The organism is Streptomyces sp. M92 (genome assembly GCF_028473745.1).
GTDB lineage: Bacteria > Actinomycetota > Actinomycetes > Streptomycetales > Streptomycetaceae > Streptomyces.
On sequence record NZ_CP101137.1, the window covers coordinates 764114 to 780145 of the forward strand.

Consider the following 16032-nt stretch of genomic DNA (forward strand, 5'->3'; position numbering starts at 1 on the left):
TCGTTACGGAGGCATCGTGAGCGACGAGCCTGTCATCTCCCTGCGCGGCGTCCGCGCCGAGCTGGGCTCTCGCCCCGTCCTGCGCGGCATCGACCTCACCGTGGGCCGCGGCGAGGTCGTGGCGCTGCTCGGTGCCAACGGCTCGGGCAAGTCCACGGCCGTGCGCACGGTCATCGGCCAGGTGCCCGTCACGGCCGGCGAGGTCGACCTGTTCGGCACCCCGCGGCGCCGCTTCCGCGACTGGGCGCGCGTGGGCTACGTCCCGCAGCGCACCACGGCCGCGGGCGGCGTCCCCGCCACGGTGACCGAGGTGGTCTCCTCCGGCCGTCTCTCCCGCGCCCGCTTCGGCGTGCTGCGCAAGGCCGACCGCGAGGCCGTACGCCGCGCCCTCGACCTGGTCGGCATGGCGGACCGCGCCAAGGACTCGGTGAACGCCCTCTCCGGCGGCCAGCACCAGCGGGTGCTGATCGCCCGCGCGCTCGCCGCCGAACCCGAGCTGCTGATCATGGACGAGCCGATGGCCGGCGTCGACCTGGCCAGCCAGGAGGTCCTGGCCTCCACCCTGCGCGACCAGGTCGCCGCCGGCACCACCGTCCTCCTCGTCCTGCACGAGCTGGGCCCGCTGGAGCCCCTGATCGACCGGGCGGTCGTCCTCCGCGACGGCTGCGTCCTGCACGACGGCCCGCCCCCGAAGGCCGTCGGCCAGCACGCGCTGCCCGGCCACGACCACGTACACCCGCACGCACCGGCGGGCGCCGAACCGATCCGCACGGGACTGCTGAGCTGATGGAAATCCTGAACTACGCCTTCATGCAGCGGGCGCTGCTGGCGGCCGTCCTGGTCGGCATCACCGCCCCCGCCGTCGGCATCTACCTGGTCCAGCGCCGCCAGGCCCTCATGGGCGACGGCATCGGCCACGTGGCGATGACCGGCGTCGGCCTGGGTTTCCTGCTCACCTGGTCCCCGGTGTGGATGGCGACCCTGGTCTCCGTCCTCGGCGCGGTCCTCATGGAACTGATCCGCTGGTACGGCAAGACCCGCGGCGACATCGCCCTCGCCATGCTCTTCTACGGCGGCATGGCCGGCGGCGTGATGTTCATCAACCTCGCGCCGACGGGCTCCAACGCCAACCTCACCTCTTACCTCTTCGGCTCCCTGTCGACGGTCAGCGAGTCCGACGTCACCGCGATCTGCCTGCTGGCGGCCTTCGTGGTCCTGGTCACCCTCGGCCTGCGCCGCCAGCTGTTCGCGGTCAGCCAGGACGAGGAGTTCGCCCGGGTCACCGGCCTGCCGGTGCGTGCGCTGAACCTGCTCACCGCCGTCACCGCCGCCGTGACCGTGACGGTCGCGATGCGCGTCGTCGGGCTGCTGCTGGTGTCGGCGCTGATGGTGGTCCCGGTGGCCGCCGCCCAGCAGCTCACCCGCTCCTTCGCCGCCACCTTCGCGGTCTCCGTCGCCGTCGGCGTCACCGTGACGATCAGCGGCACGGTCACGTCGTACTACCAGGACGTGCCGCCCGGCGCGACGATCGTGCTGCTCACCATCGGCGCGTTCGTCCTGCTGACCGCGCTGGCCGCACCGCTGGCCAGGCGACGCGCGCGGGCCGCCACCACGGCACTGTCCACCGCCGATCCGGCGGAGTGCAAGATTCCGGCCACTCGGGGGGCCGGGGACGAGATCGGCGTCTGACTGCCGGCGGGCCGGGCTGGCACAATGGCCCCGGCAAGCCGCAGACGTGAGGAGGAACCCGGTGACGACCGCTGGACCGCCCGTGAAGGGCCGCGCCACCCGGCAGCGGGCCGCCGTGTCGGCGGCACTGCAGGAGGTCGAGGAGTTCCGCAGTGCGCAGGAGCTCCACGACATGCTCAAGCACAAGGGCGACTCGGTCGGGCTCACCACGGTCTACCGCACCCTGCAGTCCCTCGCCGACGCCGGCGAGGTCGACGTCCTGCGCACCGCCGAGGGCGAGTCCGTCTACCGCCGCTGCTCCACCGACGACCATCACCACCACCTGGTCTGCCGCACCTGCGGCAAGGCCGTCGAGGTCGAGGGCCCCGCGGTGGAGAAGTGGGCGGAGGCCATCGCCGCCGAGCACGGCTACGTCAACGTGGCGCACACGGTGGAGATCTTCGGCACCTGCGCCGAGTGCGCGGCCAAGGAACGGAAGGCCTAGGACGAGACCGGCACCTTCCACGGTGCCGCCAGACTCCCCGCCGCGAGCAGCAGCACCACCGCGGCGATCACGAGCAGCGCCCGTCCGGTGCCCAGCGGCACCAGCAGCAGGGTGCCCAGCACCCCGCCCGCGAAGATCCCGGCCACGGTGGCCGTCCACCGGGCCCGAGCGAGCCGCTGCGGCCCGGACACCCCGCGCAGCACCGCGTGCGGGACCCGCAGCACGTCGTTGACCAGCTGCGCGATCGCGGTCTGGCTCAGCAGCGTCGGCATCCCCGGCACGTGCACGCGCAGCGCGGTGGAGGCGCGCAGCCCCATGGCGAGCGCGACCGTCCCGACGACCACGAGGTCCGACCCGCCGGCTCCCGCGGGCCCGGTGCCGTGCCGCCCGAGGGCCACCGCACCGGCCAGGACCAGCAGCAGCCCCTCACCGGCCAGCCCGGCCGCGAACCAGGCCCGCCCGCGCCCCGCGAGCCACGCCAGCAGCACGGCGCCCAGCGCGGCCCCCACCACGAACGCGCCGATGGCCGTGGCGGGCCGCGCCACCGGCACGTCCCCCTCCCCCGCGAGCGCGAACGACAGAAAGAGCACGTTGCCGGTCGCCAGCGCGCAGAAGACCTTGCCCATGGTCAGGAAACTCACGGCGTCCACGGCGCCCGCGAGCACCGTGAGCACGGTCATGACCGCCGTACGCCGGACGTCGGGCGGGGCGGCGGAGGACTCGGGCATGGCGCCAGCATGAGCAGCGGGCCCGGACGGCCATCGCACCCCGCGCGTGACACGCCCCCGAAGCACCCGGCCGCCGCACCGGACGTGGTTACGCCTGCTTGCCCTCCATGGCGAGCAGCTCCTCGTTCGGGATGGCTCCGCCGAACCGCCGGTCCCGGGAGGCGAACTCCAGGCAGGCCCGCCACAGGTCGCGCCGGTCGAAGTCGGGCCACAGGACGTCCTGGAAGACCATCTCGGCGTACGCGCTCTGCCACAGCAGGTAGTTCGACGTCCGCTGCTCGCCGCTCGGCCGCAGGAACAGGTCCACGTCCGGCATGTCCGGGTAGTACAGGTACTTCGCCAGCGTCTTCTCGTTCACCTTCGACGGATCGAGCCGCCCGGCCCGCACGTCCTCCGCCAGCGCCTGCGCCGCGTCGGCGATCTCGGCCCGCCCGCCGTAGTTCATGCAGAAGTACAGCGTGAGCAGGTCGTTGTCCTTGGTCTGCTCCTGCGCGACCTGAAGCTCCTTGGCCACGGACTTCCACAGCTTGGGCATCCGCCCCACCCAGCGCACCCGGATGCCCAGCTCGTCGAGCTGGTCCCGGGTCTTGCGGATGAAGTCCCGGTTGAAGTTCATCAGGAAGCGCACCTCGTCCGGCGACCGCTTCCAGTTCTCGGTGGAGAACGCGTACAGCGAGATGTTCTTCACGCCCATCTCGATGCCTCCCTGGAGCACGTCCAGCACCCGCTCGGCGCCGACCTTGTGCCCCTCGGTGCGCGGCAGCCCGCGATCCTTGGCCCAGCGCCCGTTGCCGTCCATGACGATCGCCACGTGCTCCGGGACCAGCTCGCCGAGCTTCGGAGGCCGCGCGCCGGACGGGTGCGGCTCCGGCGTCCTGTACTCCCGGCGCTGCCGCCCCAGAATCCCGCGTACGGCCATCTCAGTTCTCTCCTGCCTTCTACTTCTATTTCTCGACGTACCGCAGGGAACGCAGTCCCCGCTCCAGGTGCCAGTGCAGGTAGGCGGAGACCAGTCCGCTCCCCTCCCGGACGTAGCGCGGCTCGGCCGCGTCCGCCGTGCCCCAGTCTCCCGCAAGCAGCGCGCCGAGCAGTTCCAGGGCCTGCGGCGAGGGTACGACGCTGCCGGGCACCCGGCAGTCGGCGCAGACGGAACCGCCCGATCCGACCGAGAAGAACCGGTTCGGACCGGGCAGGCCGCACTTCGCGCAGTCCCCGAAGGTCGGCGCATAGCCGTTCACCGCCAGCGAGCGCAGCAGGAACGCGTCGAGCACCAGGTTCGGCGCGTGCTCGCCCCGGGCGAGGGTCCGCAGCCCGCCGACCAGCAGCAGGTACTGCTGCACCGCCGGCTCGCCCTCGTGGTCGGTGAACCGCTCGGCCGTCTCCAGCATGGCCGTCCCGGCGGTGTACCGCGCGTAGTCGCTCACGATCCCGCCGCCGTACGGCGCGATGGTCTCGCTCTGCGTGCACAGCGGCAGCCCGCGCCCGACCAGCTCGCTGCCCTTCGAGAAGAACTGCACGTCCACGTGCGAGAACGGCTCCAGCCGCGCCCCGAACTTCGACTTCGTCCGCCGCACCCCGCGCGCCACGGCGCGTACGCGTCCGTGACCGCGCGTGAGCAGCGTGATGATCCGGTCCGCCTCACCCAGCTTCTGGGTGCGCAGCACGATGCCGTCGTCGCGGAACAGACTCATGCGGACCATTCTCGCCCATGCGTCAGGGCACCTCGCCCCGGCTTCTGGCGTTCGTGTACGCCGTCGCCGCGCTGAGGCGCTCCGCCGGGGTGGCGTGGCGTACGTCACCCGGCTCGGCGTCCCACTCCCGTCCGCCGCCGTACGGCCGCATCTGCACGTACGGGCCCTCGTGGCCCATGACGAGGCCGACGCGTCCGGTGCGGGTGTCGATGGCGTAGGCCCCGACGGGCGGGTACGGGTACGGGTACGTCATCGGAGCGCCGCCGCGAGGCGCTGCGCGGTCTCGACGGAACACCGTCCCAATTCGACGAGTGGACAAGGTGCCTCCCGCGCAAGACTCACCGGGTCGAGCCCGAGGGAGGGAAGAGTAATTCCGGCCTTCGCGAGCGCCGCGCGCAATTCTTTCACCGTGTCCTCCGCTTCTTCGACGCAGGGCGCCGAGTGTGGTGCCTTCACCGTGTTCCCCTTGCCTTTACGGTTTCACTCTTCGTGTCCCCAGAATGCCCTGTCGTGACTACACTCGGTCGGAGTCTCTGCACTACAAGTGCGGGTCAGTGCCAGGGGGTTGGTTATGGCCAATGGTTCACGGCAAGCGGCGTGGGAGTTCTTCGGGCGGAACTGAAACGCCGGCGCGAGGACGCGGGAATCACGCAAGTCGAGCTTGGGGCGCGGGTTTTCGTGTCCGGGGGATACATCGGCCAGTTCGAACAGGCAATTCGCAAGCCGCAGCTGGACGTTGCGCAGCGGATTGACGAGGCGCTGCAAACCGACGGTATTTTCGAGCGGCTGTGCCGGAAGCTGATTGATGATCCGAGGTATGCGAGCTACTTCGCCAAGGTGGCGGAACTGGAGGGGCTGGCGACAACGATCTGCGAGTTCGCTCCCGCGCTGGTCCCGGGGCTACTGCAGACCACGGACTACGCGCGAGCGGTCACGCTCGCCATGAACCCCTTCGCTCCGGACGAGTACATCGAGGAAAAGGTGTCCGGCCGCATCGACAGGTCAAGAATCCTCGCAGACGCTACACGGCCCGTGTATTGGGTGGTTCTGCACGAGAACGTGCTGCAGATCCCCGTCGGCGGTCCGTCAGCCATGGCCGAGCAACTGGAGCACATCGCCGCGCTGGCACGTGCACGTACGGTGATGGTCCAGGTACTGCCGCTGGCGGCCGGAGCGCACCCGGCCATGACGGGATCGCTGAAGCTCATGGAGTTCGAGGACGCTCCCCCAACGGCCTATACAGAAGCAGTGTATTCGGGGACCCTGCTAGACGATCCAGCCGTGGTGCAGCGTGTCCGCTCGGCATACGATCTGATCAGGGCCGCCGCGCTGTCACCCACGGCGTCCCTGGCCCGGATCAAGTCGGCGGTGGAGGACCACAGACGATGCGCGAGTACGAGCTGAGCAACGCCCGCTGGCGCAAGAGCAGCCACAGCGACGGTAACGGCGGCGACTGCGTCGAGGTCGCGTACGACTTCCCGGGCGCTGCCCGCTGGCGCAAGAGCAGCTACAGCAACGGCGAGGGCGGCAACTGCGTTGAGGTCGCTGACGGAGTGCCCGGCGTCGTACCGGTCCGGGACAGCAAGGTGGCCGCCGGGCCGGTGGTCGTCGTGGGGTCGGTGGCCTGGACGGAGTTCGTACGTACCGTTGGGGCCGCCCGCTTCCTTGCCAGTGTCGTGCCTCCGCGACCCGAGTAAAGGGCGCTACGCGTCGCCTTCGGCGATCGGCCTGCGGCCGACCCTTGACTCGGCTCGCTCCACCACGGGTCAGAAGCGAGCGAGCGGCCCGGAAGAACGGGTGGCCGAGCCCGGTTCACGGGCAGCCGCCCCCTGCGTACGCACCCGGCGACGGCGGAACGCGCTCCCGCCTCGCCAGCACGCCGCCTCGGCTCAGCGGCTTCACGGCCGTGGGGGGTGCGCCCCAGCGCCGTAGCGGCACGCCACGCCGTCTCGGCGGCCAACCCGAACGGCCCCAGCAGGGTCCACTCGGGCCACCGCCCCCGACCACCCTCCCAAAATGGATGACACTTCGACCCAAAGTGTCATCCATTTCCGAGACCACCCCCCCGACCGTCAGTCGCCGAGACGGCGTGGCGTGCCGCCACCGGAGCCAGGGCGCACCGCCGCACCACGCACCCACCGGTCGCCGCTAAACCGACCCGGCGTGCTGGCGAGACGCGGACGCGCCCCCACACGCCGGACGCGTACGCAACCGGCGGAAGGGACCGACGTACGCCGGCCACCCGTTCCCCTCCGGCCGCCCGCACGCTTCTCACCCGTGCTGGAGCGAGCCGAGTCAAGGGTGACCCGAAGGGTCATCGCCGAAGGCGACGCGACCGCAGGGAGCGCCCTTTACTCGGCTCGCGGAAACACGACACTGACCAAGAAGCGGGCGGCCCCACGGCCACCCAACAACGTCCGTGTGCGGAAGACTTGCCCCTCAGACCCGCAACCAGCAAAGGGGGCAACCCATGTCGTACCCGGAGCCGCGCTACCTCGGCGAGAAGGGCGAGATCAACGCCGTGTTCAGGGCGGCCGACACCCCGCCCGACATCGTGGCCCCCAACGGCACGACCACCCACTACCTCGCGAGCCACGCCTCCACCGGGGGAGAGTTCGGGCTGTACAAGGTGGACATGGGGCCCAAGGCGCCCGGCGCCAAGACGCACTTCCACCGCAGCATCTCCGAGTCCTTCTACGTCCTCTCCGGCGAGGTGGAGCTCTACAACGGCGAGCGCTGGGTCACCGGACGCCAGGGAGACTTCCTGTACGTCCCGGTCGGCGGACTGCACGCCTTCAGGAACGACAGTGACGACCCCGTCTCCATGCTGATGCTCTTCTCGCCGGGCGCCCCGCGCGAGGAGTACTTCGAGCGCGTCGCCGAGTTCGCGCAGCGGGGCGGCGAGGAACTGCGGGAGTTCCAGGTGAAGCACGACAGCTTCTTCGTCTGACCGGTTCGGGGTGGACCCTGACTCGGAAGACGGGGGTCGGTCAGGCCCGGTCGACCATCCAGTTGCCGTCCTCCTCGGCGTCCACCCGTACCTCCAGCTCGCGCAGGCCCATGCCCGCGTCCCAGAGTTCCCGGAAGCGTTTGAGCCGGTCCCGTACGTACTCCTGGCGGGCGGTGAGCCGGGTGCGGACGTTGACGTCGCGCAGGTCCTGCTCGATCTCGAAGGACACCTCCTCGTCGTAGAGGATGAAGTCGTTGGTGGTGCCGCGCTGGAGGTGCGGGGGCAGTTCGGGCAGGACGGCGGCGCGTACGTCGATGCGGCGCAGTTCCTGCTCCTCGCACAGGCGCAGCAGCCGGTCGTCGAGTTCCCGGGCGCTCTCCAGGAGGAACAGACGGCGTACGGTCACGCCCTGTTCGTCGATCGCGGCCTGCTGCGCGTCGAGGTAGCGGCCGGCCGGTTCGCTGTTCCAGAACAACCGGTCGACGGAGGTGCTGGTGGCGCAGATCGAGTGCTCGGCGGCGCGGGTGAGGGTGAGCATCCAGTCGTGGTTCTCGCCGGGGCACTCGGCGCTGAGGTTGGTGAGGTCGGCCATGTGGCCGACGACCCGCGCCATCTCCAGGTGGACGAAGGTGTGCAGGATGGACGGTTCCGGCAGCAGGACGTCGGCGAAGCCCTTGGCCAGGTCGGGCACGCTGTCGATGCGGACCGGGTCCAGGCGGCGGGGCTCGGTGGGCGCCGGTCCGTGGTCGACCTGGGTGACGTGGGTCTCGACGAGTTGCTTCACGTCCTCGGTGTGCCGGGTCAGGCCGGTCTTCAGTTCGTCGTCGTAGCGGGTCAGGCCCTCCCGTACGGCGGCGGTGTTCTCGGCGAGGGCGCTCTCCACCCGCCTGGTGTGCTCCTCCAGCCGTGGGTGTCCGGGGCGCGGGGCCGGGCCGGTGACGTACTGGACGAGCAGTGCCGCGCCCGCGCAGAGGACGGCGGCCGCGAACTGCCGCACAGGGTCGTCGCCGAGGCCCAGCAGGGCCGTGACGCTCCAGAAGAGGCCGCCGACGGCCAGGGCGGTCAGCAGCATGCGCGCCCAGGGGGGCTCGGCCCTCGGGCCGGGCGGCCGGTTCGTGTCGTTGTCGTCGGGGCGGGGTGACTGTGCCGTGCTCATCTCGCTTCTCCCCCCGTTGGGATACGCGTCGGGTCGGGATGGACCGGGTGGCCCGGGTGCGGGGATGTGCGTGGGAGGCGCCGGCGGCCGGTCAGGGGACCGCTTCCACCTCCCGGTGCGGTGCGGGAATGGCGTGCAGGGTGAGCTGGTCGCGGATGCGCTGGACCAGCGTGCGCCACTGCCGGGTGAAGCCGGGGCGTTCCTCCAGCGGGTCCCACAGCGGGGCCAGTTCGGCACAGACCCTGGCGCGGGGCATCCACAGGTGCAGCAGGTGGTCGACGGCCGGGCCCAGGGTGCGGACCACGGCGGTGGTGTCCCGGGCGGTGCCGGTGCCCAGGCGGACGCCGTCGAGCATGCGGACGACGGTGGTGAGCAGCCAGTCGTGCAGGGCGAGGTCCTCGCAGAGCACGGCGAGGTCGGCGGCGGGGGTGTCCTCGGGGGCGCGGAGGCGGACGGTGCGCACTTCGTCCTCGGCGAGGGTGAAGCGTTCGAGTGCGGGGCCCTCGCCGGGGTGCGCGGGCAGGGCGGCCCAGCGCAGGCGGGTGGGGCGGGAGCGGAAGGGCGGGTTCTGGTCGAGCAGGGGGTGGCGCAGCAGGCGGGTGAGCAGGCCGTCGGCGATCAGTCCGGCGTCGAGGTCGCCGTGGCGCGGCCCGTCGAGCACGCCCTGCGCGACCGCCTCGTGGGGGAGCTTGCCGAGCGGTTCGACGACTGACGGGCGCACCAGGTACTCGCCCCAGGGGCGTCGCTGGTCGGGGCCGGTGGCGGGCAGTTGGAGGCGGGCGGAGGCCTGCACGACGCGGCCCTCGGTGAGCGCGGCGCGGGCGGCGACGGTGCCGACGGCGCGGACGCGGGCGCCGTTGGCGCTGGGCAGCGGGCAGTCGACGCCGGTGAGGGTGTCGGGGGAACGCGCGTAGAGGCCGGGGCGCTCGGAGGTCAGGACCCGTTCGTCGGCGCGCAGGGCCAGGAGCTGGGCGGCGGCCCGGACGTCGAGGGCCTGCCGGGCGGGCAGCAGGCAGGTGCGGATCTCGCCGCAGGCGAGTACGGCGCGCGGGGTGCTCTGCCGCGGCGCCATGTCAGTGCCCCGGGTAGAAGACGTAGGAGACACGGTCGGCGACCGAGTCGGGGACGGGAGTGCGTTCACGGCCGGAGCGCTCGGCGACCTGTTCCAGGGCCCCGGGGTCGACCTCGGTCTGGTCGAGGATCACGCGGACGGCGTGCTCCACGGGGAGGAAGCGGGTGGGCAGGACGGAGCAGGTGCGGTAGGCGGCGAAGGGGTCGGCGCGGTCGTTCAGCTTCAGCAGGGTGGGCAGCTCGTCCCACTGGTCGGGATAGCCGGTGGTGGTGTGCGGCTGGGGGACGAGGACGGGCTCGCCGTCGTTGCGCAGGAGACCGAGGCGGGCGAGCTGCCAGACGGCGGCGAGGAACGGGCAGGACCAGGTGCGGTGCTCTTCGGCGTCGTCGCTCCACAGTTCGACGTCGAGGAAGACGGAGTGGCGGCGGGCGGCCGTCTCGTGCGGCGGCTGCCAGGGGGCGGCCCGTTTCATGGCCTGCGGGGCGCGGGCGACGGGGCTGCGCTCGCCGTTGGCCAGCCAGCCGGTCTGGGCGGCGGGTGGGCGCAGGCCGTGGCTGCCGGGCGGCGGCGACTCGACGATGCGGCCGGCGACGGCCTCGGCGACGGGCACCTTTCCGGTGACGGCGCACCCGGACTCGCGGGCCAGGTAGTCGACGCTCAGCCCGGCCCGCTCGGCCTCGGCGAGGAGCATGGGGACGACTTCGGCGGGGGTGGAAAAGCGGGTGAAGTAGTCGTCGATGAGGAAGCAGGTGCTGATCCGGGCGCGTTTGCCGCCGGTGCGGGCGGTGGCGGCGGCGCGGGCCGCCTCCGCCCACGGGCGTACTTCGGCGAAGTGCCGGCGCAGGCGTTCCGGTCCGGCCTCGAAGTCCTCCATGTAGAGGTGGCCCAGCTCCAGGGAGAGGTGGGCCAGCGGCACCGACCGGTTGCGCGGCTCGGCGGCCGTCTCGTGGAAGACTGCGTCGGTCACGGCCGCCCCCAGTGCGCGTCGTCCGTCAGGCGCCGGGCGATCTCCTCCAGCGCCTCCAGGGTCTCCTTGTTGGCGATCTGGGTGGCGAGGACGTCCTCCTCGGTGATCAGCTGCTCGCGCCACTGGAGTATGGGTTCGAGGGGCACGGTGCCGAGGACCACGCTGTCTCCGATGCCCTGTTCGGCGGCGAGCCGGCGCAGTGCCTCGTCGCAGGCCTGCATCCAGGCGGCCTGGGCGGGCGAGCCCTGGGACCACAGCGGCGACTCGGGGTCGGGTACGGCAGCCCGAACGAAGCGGATCGCGGCCTGGAGGGTCGCCTTGTCGTGGCCGCGTTCGACGCCGCCGCCGACGATGCCGTGCGGGGCGTGGACCAGGCCGGAGGCGGCGATGACGTGCTGCCGCGTCCAGCGGTGGAAGACCAGCCAGCGGAAGGGGACGTTGCGCATCCGGGGGTGGGAGGTGGCCGCGAGGACCATGTCGACGGCGTAGCTGCGGCCGGCGCTGAGGTCGACGACGGTGACGTCGAACTCGCCGTTGAGCCGCAGCAGCAGGTCGATGCACCGCTGGAGCGACTCCTCGCCGATGGCGAACTCGCCGCCGCCCGCGTCGCCGGGCAGCAGGACCAGGCGGCCGGACTGGTTGGGGCGGGCACGCAGCAGCGGGTGCTCGGTCTGCCGCCAGACGTCGATCCGGGCCGGTTCGGCGACCTCGCCCTCCAGGTAGGAGTGCAGGCCGTGTTCCTCGGTGCCGCGCATCGCGCCGGGCACGTCGAAGACGGCGGCGGCGGTGGGCGAGCCGAAGTCGAAGTCGACGTAGGCCACGTGGTCGCCGGTGAGGGCGCGCTGGTAGGCCAGGTTGGCGCTGGTCACCGAGCGTCCGGTGCCTCCCTTGTCGGAGGCCGCGAAGACGAGCACGCTCACACCTCCTGTGCGGCGGCGCCCCGGGCCTGCGCCAGGGTGTCGAGTTCCCGGAGGACGGGCAGGGCGAGGGCGAAGGCGGTGGCGGGCCTCTCGTCGACGAGGCCGCGGGCGTGGTCCAGGCGGTTCTCGATGCTGCGCATGGCCCGGGCTCTGCTTCCGTCGGCGGCGGCGGAGGCCTCCAGCTGTTCCTTGCCGAACAGGTGGGTGGCCTCGCTGAGCAGCTCCCGGGCGAGTTCGGCGAGTTCGGGGCTGCGGTTGGGCTGCTGTTCGTACAGGTTGCGGGCGGCGACCAGGCACTCGGTGACGCGCTCGGTCATGCTCCACGACATGCGCAGCTCGGCGTGGTGCGCGTCGGGGTAGACGGCCTGGACGTCGTCCCAGAGGCCGGCGCCGTCCTCGTCGTCGATCCGCCGGGCCCACAGGTGCTCGAAGGCCTGCTCGGCGAGGCGCAGCAGCCGGTCCTGCGCGCCGATGTTCCGGGAGAGTTCGGCGAGCTGGATGATCCGCTTGAGGAGCTGGGCGGAGAAGTCCCGCATCCGCCACATCAGTTGCCCGCCGCTGCGCTCGGACCCGGCGAGCGGCATGGTGACGCCCGGGTTGTGCAGCGTGATGGTGGGGTCGTTCCGGGTCATCCGGCTGGTGACCCGGCCGCGGTCGGCGAGGCGTTCCATGACGGCGACGGTGCGGGTGAGGTCGTCGTCGGTGGCCTTCCGGCGGACCAGGTCGTGGACGAGGATGGCGGCGACGGTGAGGGAGAAGTACTCGGACTCCAGTTGCAGTCCGGTGGTCTGCCAGGGCAGGTCCTCCAGGGGCCAGCGTTCGGTGCCGAAGCGGGCGATCGCGGACCAGTACTGCTGGCTGAGTTCCCAGCGCAGGCGCAGCATCTCGGCGAGTTTCTGCTGGTCCTCGTCGAGCAGGCCGAGGGTGAGGGTGCGCTCGGAGAACAGGTCCTGGATGCCGTCGAGGGCGACGACGGTGAAGTACACGTACGGCAGCCGGTCGGCGATCCCGACGGGCTGGCCGGGGACCGGTGCGGTCAGGTGGGTGACCTCGGGGGCGTCCTGCACGATGCCCCAGGCCCAGCCGCACTCGAAGAGCTGGCTCTCGTCGCGGATGCCCTCGTCGACCTCGATGCCGCGCGAGAGGCTCTCGATGATGGTGGCGCGCAGGGGACGTAACCGGCGGGAGAACTGCTGGAGGACGGCCCGGTCGGACTGTCTGCCCTGGCCGACGACCTGGATCAGTCTCCTGCCCTGCTCGGACTCGGCGTCGAAGACGTTGACGGTGAAGGAGCGCAGCAGGCTGACCATGGCGGAGGTCAGCCGGGCGTTGGTGGCCTCGCGCAGCTCGGCGATCGACCGGTGCACCTCGGGGCGGGTGGTGGTGGTCTCGTAGACCTTGAGGAAGCCGAGGGTGGCGAGGCAGAGCGTGACGGACATGGAGTAGGAGTCGACCACGCCCAGCTGGGCCTGTTCGTGGGTGATCCTGCCGTCGGGTTCGGCGGGGCGGAAGTAGTGCCCGCCGGAGAAGGTGGGGCTGTCGTCCGTGCCGGTGTGGGTGCGCATGAACTGGGTCAGCGCGGTGATCAGGTTGGGCGGGATCTCCAGGCGGCTGCCGATCCGGTCGAGGGCGCGCAGCACGTCACGTTCGGTGGTGTCCGGCTGGTCGAGCCGGAAGGCGGGTACCTCGGTGGCCGGATAGAGCAGACACAGCAGGCGTTCGGCGTCCGCGACGCTGCTCAGCCCGTCGGTGTCCCCCCACACGAGCTTCCCGTCGTCGAACGAGTGACGAGCCATGGCCTGCCAGATGTCCAGCAGATGCTGGCGTGGCTTGATCTGCATCCCCGCACCCCTCGTACAGATCCGCTTGCCCTGTGTTCAGCATGTCCCCGTTCCTACGGGGCGGCAACCACCGCATTGCGCCGTCCCAGGGCGAGGATCATTCCCTCGTGTCCCGGCCGCACCATGTGGTGCAGGTCGTGGATCTCCAGCTCTCCCGTGAACGGCTCCAGGCTCTCCCTGACCTGGTCCTCGTTCACCCGGTAGGCCGGGTAGTCGTGGTCTCCGACGCGGTAGCCGACCGATTCCTTCATGAAGGCGGTGGCGAACGGGGCGCCGTCGCTCAGCGCGTTCATGAAGCAGCGCACGCCCCGGTGGAACTCGTCGGCGCACTCGGACATCGAGTCGGCGACGAAGAACATCGTGCCCAGGTCCCAGCGGCGGCTGCCGTCCGCCAGGTCGAAGAGGTTGCCGCGTTCGACCCGGACGATCTCGCCGAACCGGCTCCTGGGTTCGGTCGCGGCGTACGCCGGGGCCTCGCGCAGCTCGTTCCAGAACGCGTCCCACGCCGTGTCGTAGCCGCCGGAGGAGGCCTGCCGCTCCAGGTACTCGACGTTGGGACGCGCGTACTCCAGCAGCAGCACCTTCTCGCACCAGGGGAGCATGGCGAGCGCGGGGTACAGGTTGGCGCCGGCACCGACGTCGATGCCCCGGACGGCACCGGGGACGGCCGCGGCTTCGCTGCCGGCTTGCGTGAAGCAGCGGCTGAACCAGTCGCGCATCAGCCGGACGATGAGCAGGTCGACCTGGAGCGGCGTCCGGTAGTTGTTGTCGACGTACACCTCTGGATCGAACTTCGACCACGGTGCGTCGGCGTTGCGATCCATAGTCACCCTGCCGCATTTCTTCCGATTCCGGACAAGCTCCAGTGATGTGCAAGATAAGCCACAGGACATGCCGAGGAGCCTGAAACACGCGAGCCCTGTCCGCCGGGCGCACGTCGGGCGCATCGTCGCACACCCTAACTCGCCCTTGCACGGGGGAAGTTGGACGCTCACTGTAGCCAGAAGGGGTCTCCGGCCGCCAGACGAAGGCCCGTACTCCAACGTATGAACAGCGCATCCGTCGAGTTGACCTCGCGTGTCCCGACTGGGGGGTTGCATGACCGCCGAACCGCTGGAACGTTCCCTCGACCACCACGACCGGCTCACGGACCCCGGTACTCGCCGTCCGGACGACCCGCCCCTGGTCCTGCGCACGGCCGGCGAGGCAGACCTGCCCGAGCTGCGGCGGCTGGACGAGGAGGTCTTCCAGGAGTTCGCCTACCCCGGTTTCCTGCTGCGCCAGCTTTTCGACATGTACGAGGAGCACTTCCTGGTGCTGGACGACGGCACCGGCCGGCTGCGCGGCTACGTACTGGCGGGCACCCGGGCGCTGGGCGCGGACAGCTGGATACTCGGGCTGTGCGTGACGCCGGACCGCCGGCGCCACGGGCTGGGCCGGGAGCTGATGACGGAGGTGCTGGACCGGCTGCGCCGGGACGGCATACGGGTGGTGCGCCTGACCGTGGAGCCCGCCAACCTCGCGGCCATCTTCCTCTACCGGGGGCTCGGCTTCCGCCCGGAGGAGCCCGACGGCGGTCTGCGTCCGGACTACTTCGGACCGGGGGCGCACCGCCAGATCATGCGGCTGGACCTCGATTCGGTGATACCGGAGGGGGCTCTTCCCTAGGAGGGCGTGCCCGCCGACTCCAGCAGCCGGGTCACGTCGTCGGAGCAGATGGTCAGGGCCGCGCCGACCGTCGCCAGGGCGTCGCGTTCGGCGGGGGTGTAGGGGCCGTCGGCGAGCGCGATGCGGGCGCCCTGGAGCAGGATGGACTCGCGGCCGACGGCGGCGAGGTGCGGGGCCAGCGGGTCCAGCGCCTCGTGCAGCTCTATGGCCAGGCCGGGCACGCAGGGCTCGCCGCGGACCCGGCCGGTGTCCGCCTCCAGCGCCTGGACCAGCGCGTTCAGCTGGTCCTCGTCGCAGTCCTCGAAGCCGGCCGCGCGCACCGCGGCGGCGGCCGTCTCCAGCGAGGTGCGCGAGCAGGTGCCGCCCGCGGTGAGGACGGCGAGGGCGACGGTGTGCACGGCGTCGCGGAGCATGGCGGAGAAGCGGGTGGTGGTGGGGTGGTCGAGGACGTCGGTGCCGTAGTGGCGGCGGCAGGCGGCGCACTCGACGGTCGGCGCGGACTCGCCGCGCGGCAGCACGGGGACGCCGAGGAAGGTGAAGCGGCGGCGGCCTGCCAGTCGCTGGTAGTTGCGGTCGCCCCCGCAGCCGGGGCAGAAGAACTCGCCGTCGCCGACGGGCGTCCACGCGGTGCGGGTGCCCAGGATGCGTGGCAGCCGGGCAGCTCGGCCGTTTCGTCCCCGTCCTGGCAGCACGTCGCACCTCCGTAACCGCGCGACAGCATCGTCGCGCTTGCGTGATGTTAGCCACATCACCGGTGTGGAGTCAGTACCCGGGAAGAGACCTTTCCGTGACCTGCACGGGGAGATGGCCGGTATGCGACGGGGCCCCGCCCGCCGTTTTCCGGCGAGCGGGGCCTCGAACCACCG

General features: G+C 71.5%; 18 protein-coding genes and 1 pseudogene. 7 read left to right on the forward strand and 12 right to left on the reverse strand.

All coding sequences use genetic code 11. The features are described from left to right. Positions 1-16: 16 nt before the first annotated feature. The 3 genes from M6G08_RS03460 (at position 17) to M6G08_RS03470 (ending at position 2173) form a co-directional block, all read left to right on the forward strand. Positions 17-787, forward strand: a complete 771-nt coding sequence (locus M6G08_RS03460) for a metal ABC transporter ATP-binding protein (RefSeq protein WP_272585712.1) — start codon at positions 17-19, stop codon at positions 785-787. After that, a complete protein-coding gene (locus tag M6G08_RS03465; protein ID WP_272585713.1) occupies positions 787-1689 on the forward strand; it encodes a metal ABC transporter permease in 903 nt (300 codons plus the stop codon). Before M6G08_RS03460 ends, M6G08_RS03465 begins: the two co-directional genes overlap by 1 nt. Before the next feature lie 61 nt (positions 1690-1750). Continuing rightward, on the forward strand, positions 1751-2173 hold the full coding sequence (locus M6G08_RS03470) for a Fur family transcriptional regulator (protein ID WP_272585714.1): 423 nt from the start codon (positions 1751-1753) through the stop codon (positions 2171-2173). Here the strand turns inward: M6G08_RS03470 and M6G08_RS03475 are convergent. The 5 genes from M6G08_RS03475 to M6G08_RS03495 form a co-directional block, all read right to left on the reverse strand. Then, positions 2170-2901: a YoaK family protein gene (locus M6G08_RS03475; RefSeq protein ID WP_272585715.1), complete on the reverse strand. Its 732-nt coding sequence runs from the start codon at positions 2899-2901 to the stop codon at positions 2170-2172. The two genes, M6G08_RS03470 and M6G08_RS03475, sit on opposite strands and share 4 nt — an antisense overlap. Before the next feature lie 88 nt (positions 2902-2989). Next, positions 2990-3820 (reverse strand): isoprenyl transferase, encoded by an 831-nt coding sequence (locus tag M6G08_RS03480; RefSeq protein WP_272585716.1) that lies wholly within the window; start codon positions 3818-3820, stop codon positions 2990-2992. Between the two features lie 25 nt (positions 3821-3845). Then, entirely contained in the window at positions 3846-4592 is a 747-nt protein-coding gene (gene recO / locus M6G08_RS03485; RefSeq protein ID WP_073723916.1) for a DNA repair protein RecO, read from the reverse strand. 22 nt (positions 4593-4614) lie between these two features. Continuing rightward, the gene (locus M6G08_RS03490; RefSeq protein WP_217252033.1) at positions 4615-4845 is read right to left on the reverse strand and encodes a hypothetical protein; all 231 of its coding nucleotides are present in this window, start codon (positions 4843-4845) and stop codon (positions 4615-4617) included. Further along, positions 4842-5048, reverse strand: coding sequence for a hypothetical protein (locus M6G08_RS03495; protein ID WP_272585717.1), 207 nt, complete (start codon positions 5046-5048; stop codon positions 4842-4844). The genes M6G08_RS03490 and M6G08_RS03495 overlap by 4 nt, the downstream gene beginning before the upstream one ends. Before the next feature lie 115 nt (positions 5049-5163). Here M6G08_RS03495 and M6G08_RS03500 point away from each other — a divergent pair. The 3 genes and pseudogenes from M6G08_RS03500 to M6G08_RS03510 all read left to right on the forward strand — a co-directional run bounded on the left by M6G08_RS03500 (position 5164) and on the right by M6G08_RS03510 (position 7542). After that, a pseudogene (locus M6G08_RS03500) lies at positions 5164-5996 on the forward strand (helix-turn-helix domain-containing protein). Then, entirely contained in the window at positions 5978-6289 is a 312-nt protein-coding gene (locus tag M6G08_RS03505; protein WP_272585718.1) for a DUF397 domain-containing protein, read from the forward strand. The pseudogene M6G08_RS03500 and the gene M6G08_RS03505 overlap by 19 nt, the downstream one beginning before the upstream one ends. Before the next feature lie 773 nt (positions 6290-7062). After that, the gene (locus M6G08_RS03510) at positions 7063-7542 is read left to right on the forward strand and encodes a cupin domain-containing protein (protein WP_272585719.1); all 480 of its coding nucleotides are present in this window, start codon (positions 7063-7065) and stop codon (positions 7540-7542) included. A gap of 40 nt (positions 7543-7582) precedes the next feature. On the opposite strand, the gene M6G08_RS03515 is transcribed toward M6G08_RS03510, so the two are convergent. From M6G08_RS03515 to M6G08_RS03540, 6 genes are all read right to left on the reverse strand, one after another. Further along, complete coding sequence (locus tag M6G08_RS03515) at positions 7583-8698, reverse strand: hypothetical protein (RefSeq protein ID WP_272585721.1); 1116 nt, start codon at positions 8696-8698, stop codon at positions 7583-7585. Positions 8699-8789: 91 nt separating this feature from the next. Further along, positions 8790-9770 carry an SCO2521 family protein gene (locus M6G08_RS03520; RefSeq protein WP_272585722.1) on the reverse strand — a complete coding sequence of 327 codons (981 nt, stop codon included), beginning with the start codon at positions 9768-9770 and terminating at the stop codon, positions 8790-8792. 1 nt (position 9771) lies between these two features. Further along, entirely contained in the window at positions 9772-10737 is a 966-nt protein-coding gene (locus M6G08_RS03525) for an SCO2522 family protein (RefSeq protein WP_272585723.1), read from the reverse strand. Beyond that, positions 10734-11651 carry an SCO2523 family variant P-loop protein gene (locus M6G08_RS03530; protein ID WP_073722919.1) on the reverse strand — a complete coding sequence of 306 codons (918 nt, stop codon included), beginning with the start codon at positions 11649-11651 and terminating at the stop codon, positions 10734-10736. The genes M6G08_RS03525 and M6G08_RS03530 overlap by 4 nt, the downstream gene beginning before the upstream one ends. A gap of 2 nt (positions 11652-11653) precedes the next feature. After that, positions 11654-13498: an SCO2524 family protein gene (locus tag M6G08_RS03535; RefSeq protein WP_272585724.1), complete on the reverse strand. Its 1845-nt coding sequence runs from the start codon at positions 13496-13498 to the stop codon at positions 11654-11656. A 53-nt stretch (positions 13499-13551) separates the two neighbouring features. After that, a complete protein-coding gene (locus M6G08_RS03540) occupies positions 13552-14322 on the reverse strand; it encodes an SCO2525 family SAM-dependent methyltransferase (RefSeq protein WP_272585726.1) in 771 nt (256 codons plus the stop codon). A gap of 274 nt (positions 14323-14596) precedes the next feature. Here M6G08_RS03540 and M6G08_RS03545 point away from each other — a divergent pair, with 274 nt between their 5' ends. Further along, the gene (locus M6G08_RS03545) at positions 14597-15166 is read left to right on the forward strand and encodes a GNAT family N-acetyltransferase (protein WP_272585728.1); all 570 of its coding nucleotides are present in this window, start codon (positions 14597-14599) and stop codon (positions 15164-15166) included. Here M6G08_RS03545 and M6G08_RS03550 read toward each other — a convergent pair. Beyond that, positions 15163-15858 carry a TerB family tellurite resistance protein gene (locus M6G08_RS03550; protein WP_272585729.1) on the reverse strand — a complete coding sequence of 232 codons (696 nt, stop codon included), beginning with the start codon at positions 15856-15858 and terminating at the stop codon, positions 15163-15165. The genes M6G08_RS03545 and M6G08_RS03550 overlap by 4 nt on opposite strands. Between the last annotated feature and the right edge of the window lie 174 nt (positions 15859-16032).

Excerpts from the sequence above, each read along its gene's own strand:
- M6G08_RS03490 (WP_217252033.1), bottom strand. The coding sequence starts at position 4,845 with ATGACGTACCCGTACCCGTACCCGCCCGTCGGGGCCTACGCCATCGAC.
- M6G08_RS03510 (WP_272585719.1), top strand. The coding sequence starts at position 7,063 with ATGTCGTACCCGGAGCCGCGCTACCTCGGCGAGAAGGGCGAGATCAAC.
- M6G08_RS03475 (WP_272585715.1), bottom strand. The coding sequence starts at position 2,901 with ATGCCCGAGTCCTCCGCCGCCCCGCCCGACGTCCGGCGTACGGCGGTC.
- recO (WP_073723916.1), bottom strand. The coding sequence starts at position 4,592 with ATGAGTCTGTTCCGCGACGACGGCATCGTGCTGCGCACCCAGAAGCTG.
- M6G08_RS03540 (WP_272585726.1), bottom strand. The coding sequence starts at position 14,322 with ATGGATCGCAACGCCGACGCACCGTGGTCGAAGTTCGATCCAGAGGTG.
- M6G08_RS03515 (WP_272585721.1), bottom strand. The coding sequence starts at position 8,698 with ATGAGCACGGCACAGTCACCCCGCCCCGACGACAACGACACGAACCGG.
- M6G08_RS03535 (WP_272585724.1), bottom strand. The coding sequence starts at position 13,498 with ATGCAGATCAAGCCACGCCAGCATCTGCTGGACATCTGGCAGGCCATG.
- M6G08_RS03465 (WP_272585713.1), top strand. The coding sequence starts at position 787 with ATGGAAATCCTGAACTACGCCTTCATGCAGCGGGCGCTGCTGGCGGCC.
- M6G08_RS03545 (WP_272585728.1), top strand. The coding sequence starts at position 14,597 with ATGACCGCCGAACCGCTGGAACGTTCCCTCGACCACCACGACCGGCTC.
- M6G08_RS03520 (WP_272585722.1), bottom strand. The coding sequence starts at position 9,770 with ATGGCGCCGCGGCAGAGCACCCCGCGCGCCGTACTCGCCTGCGGCGAG.
- M6G08_RS03480 (WP_272585716.1), bottom strand. The coding sequence starts at position 3,820 with ATGGCCGTACGCGGGATTCTGGGGCGGCAGCGCCGGGAGTACAGGACG.
- M6G08_RS03505 (WP_272585718.1), top strand. The coding sequence starts at position 5,978 with ATGCGCGAGTACGAGCTGAGCAACGCCCGCTGGCGCAAGAGCAGCCAC.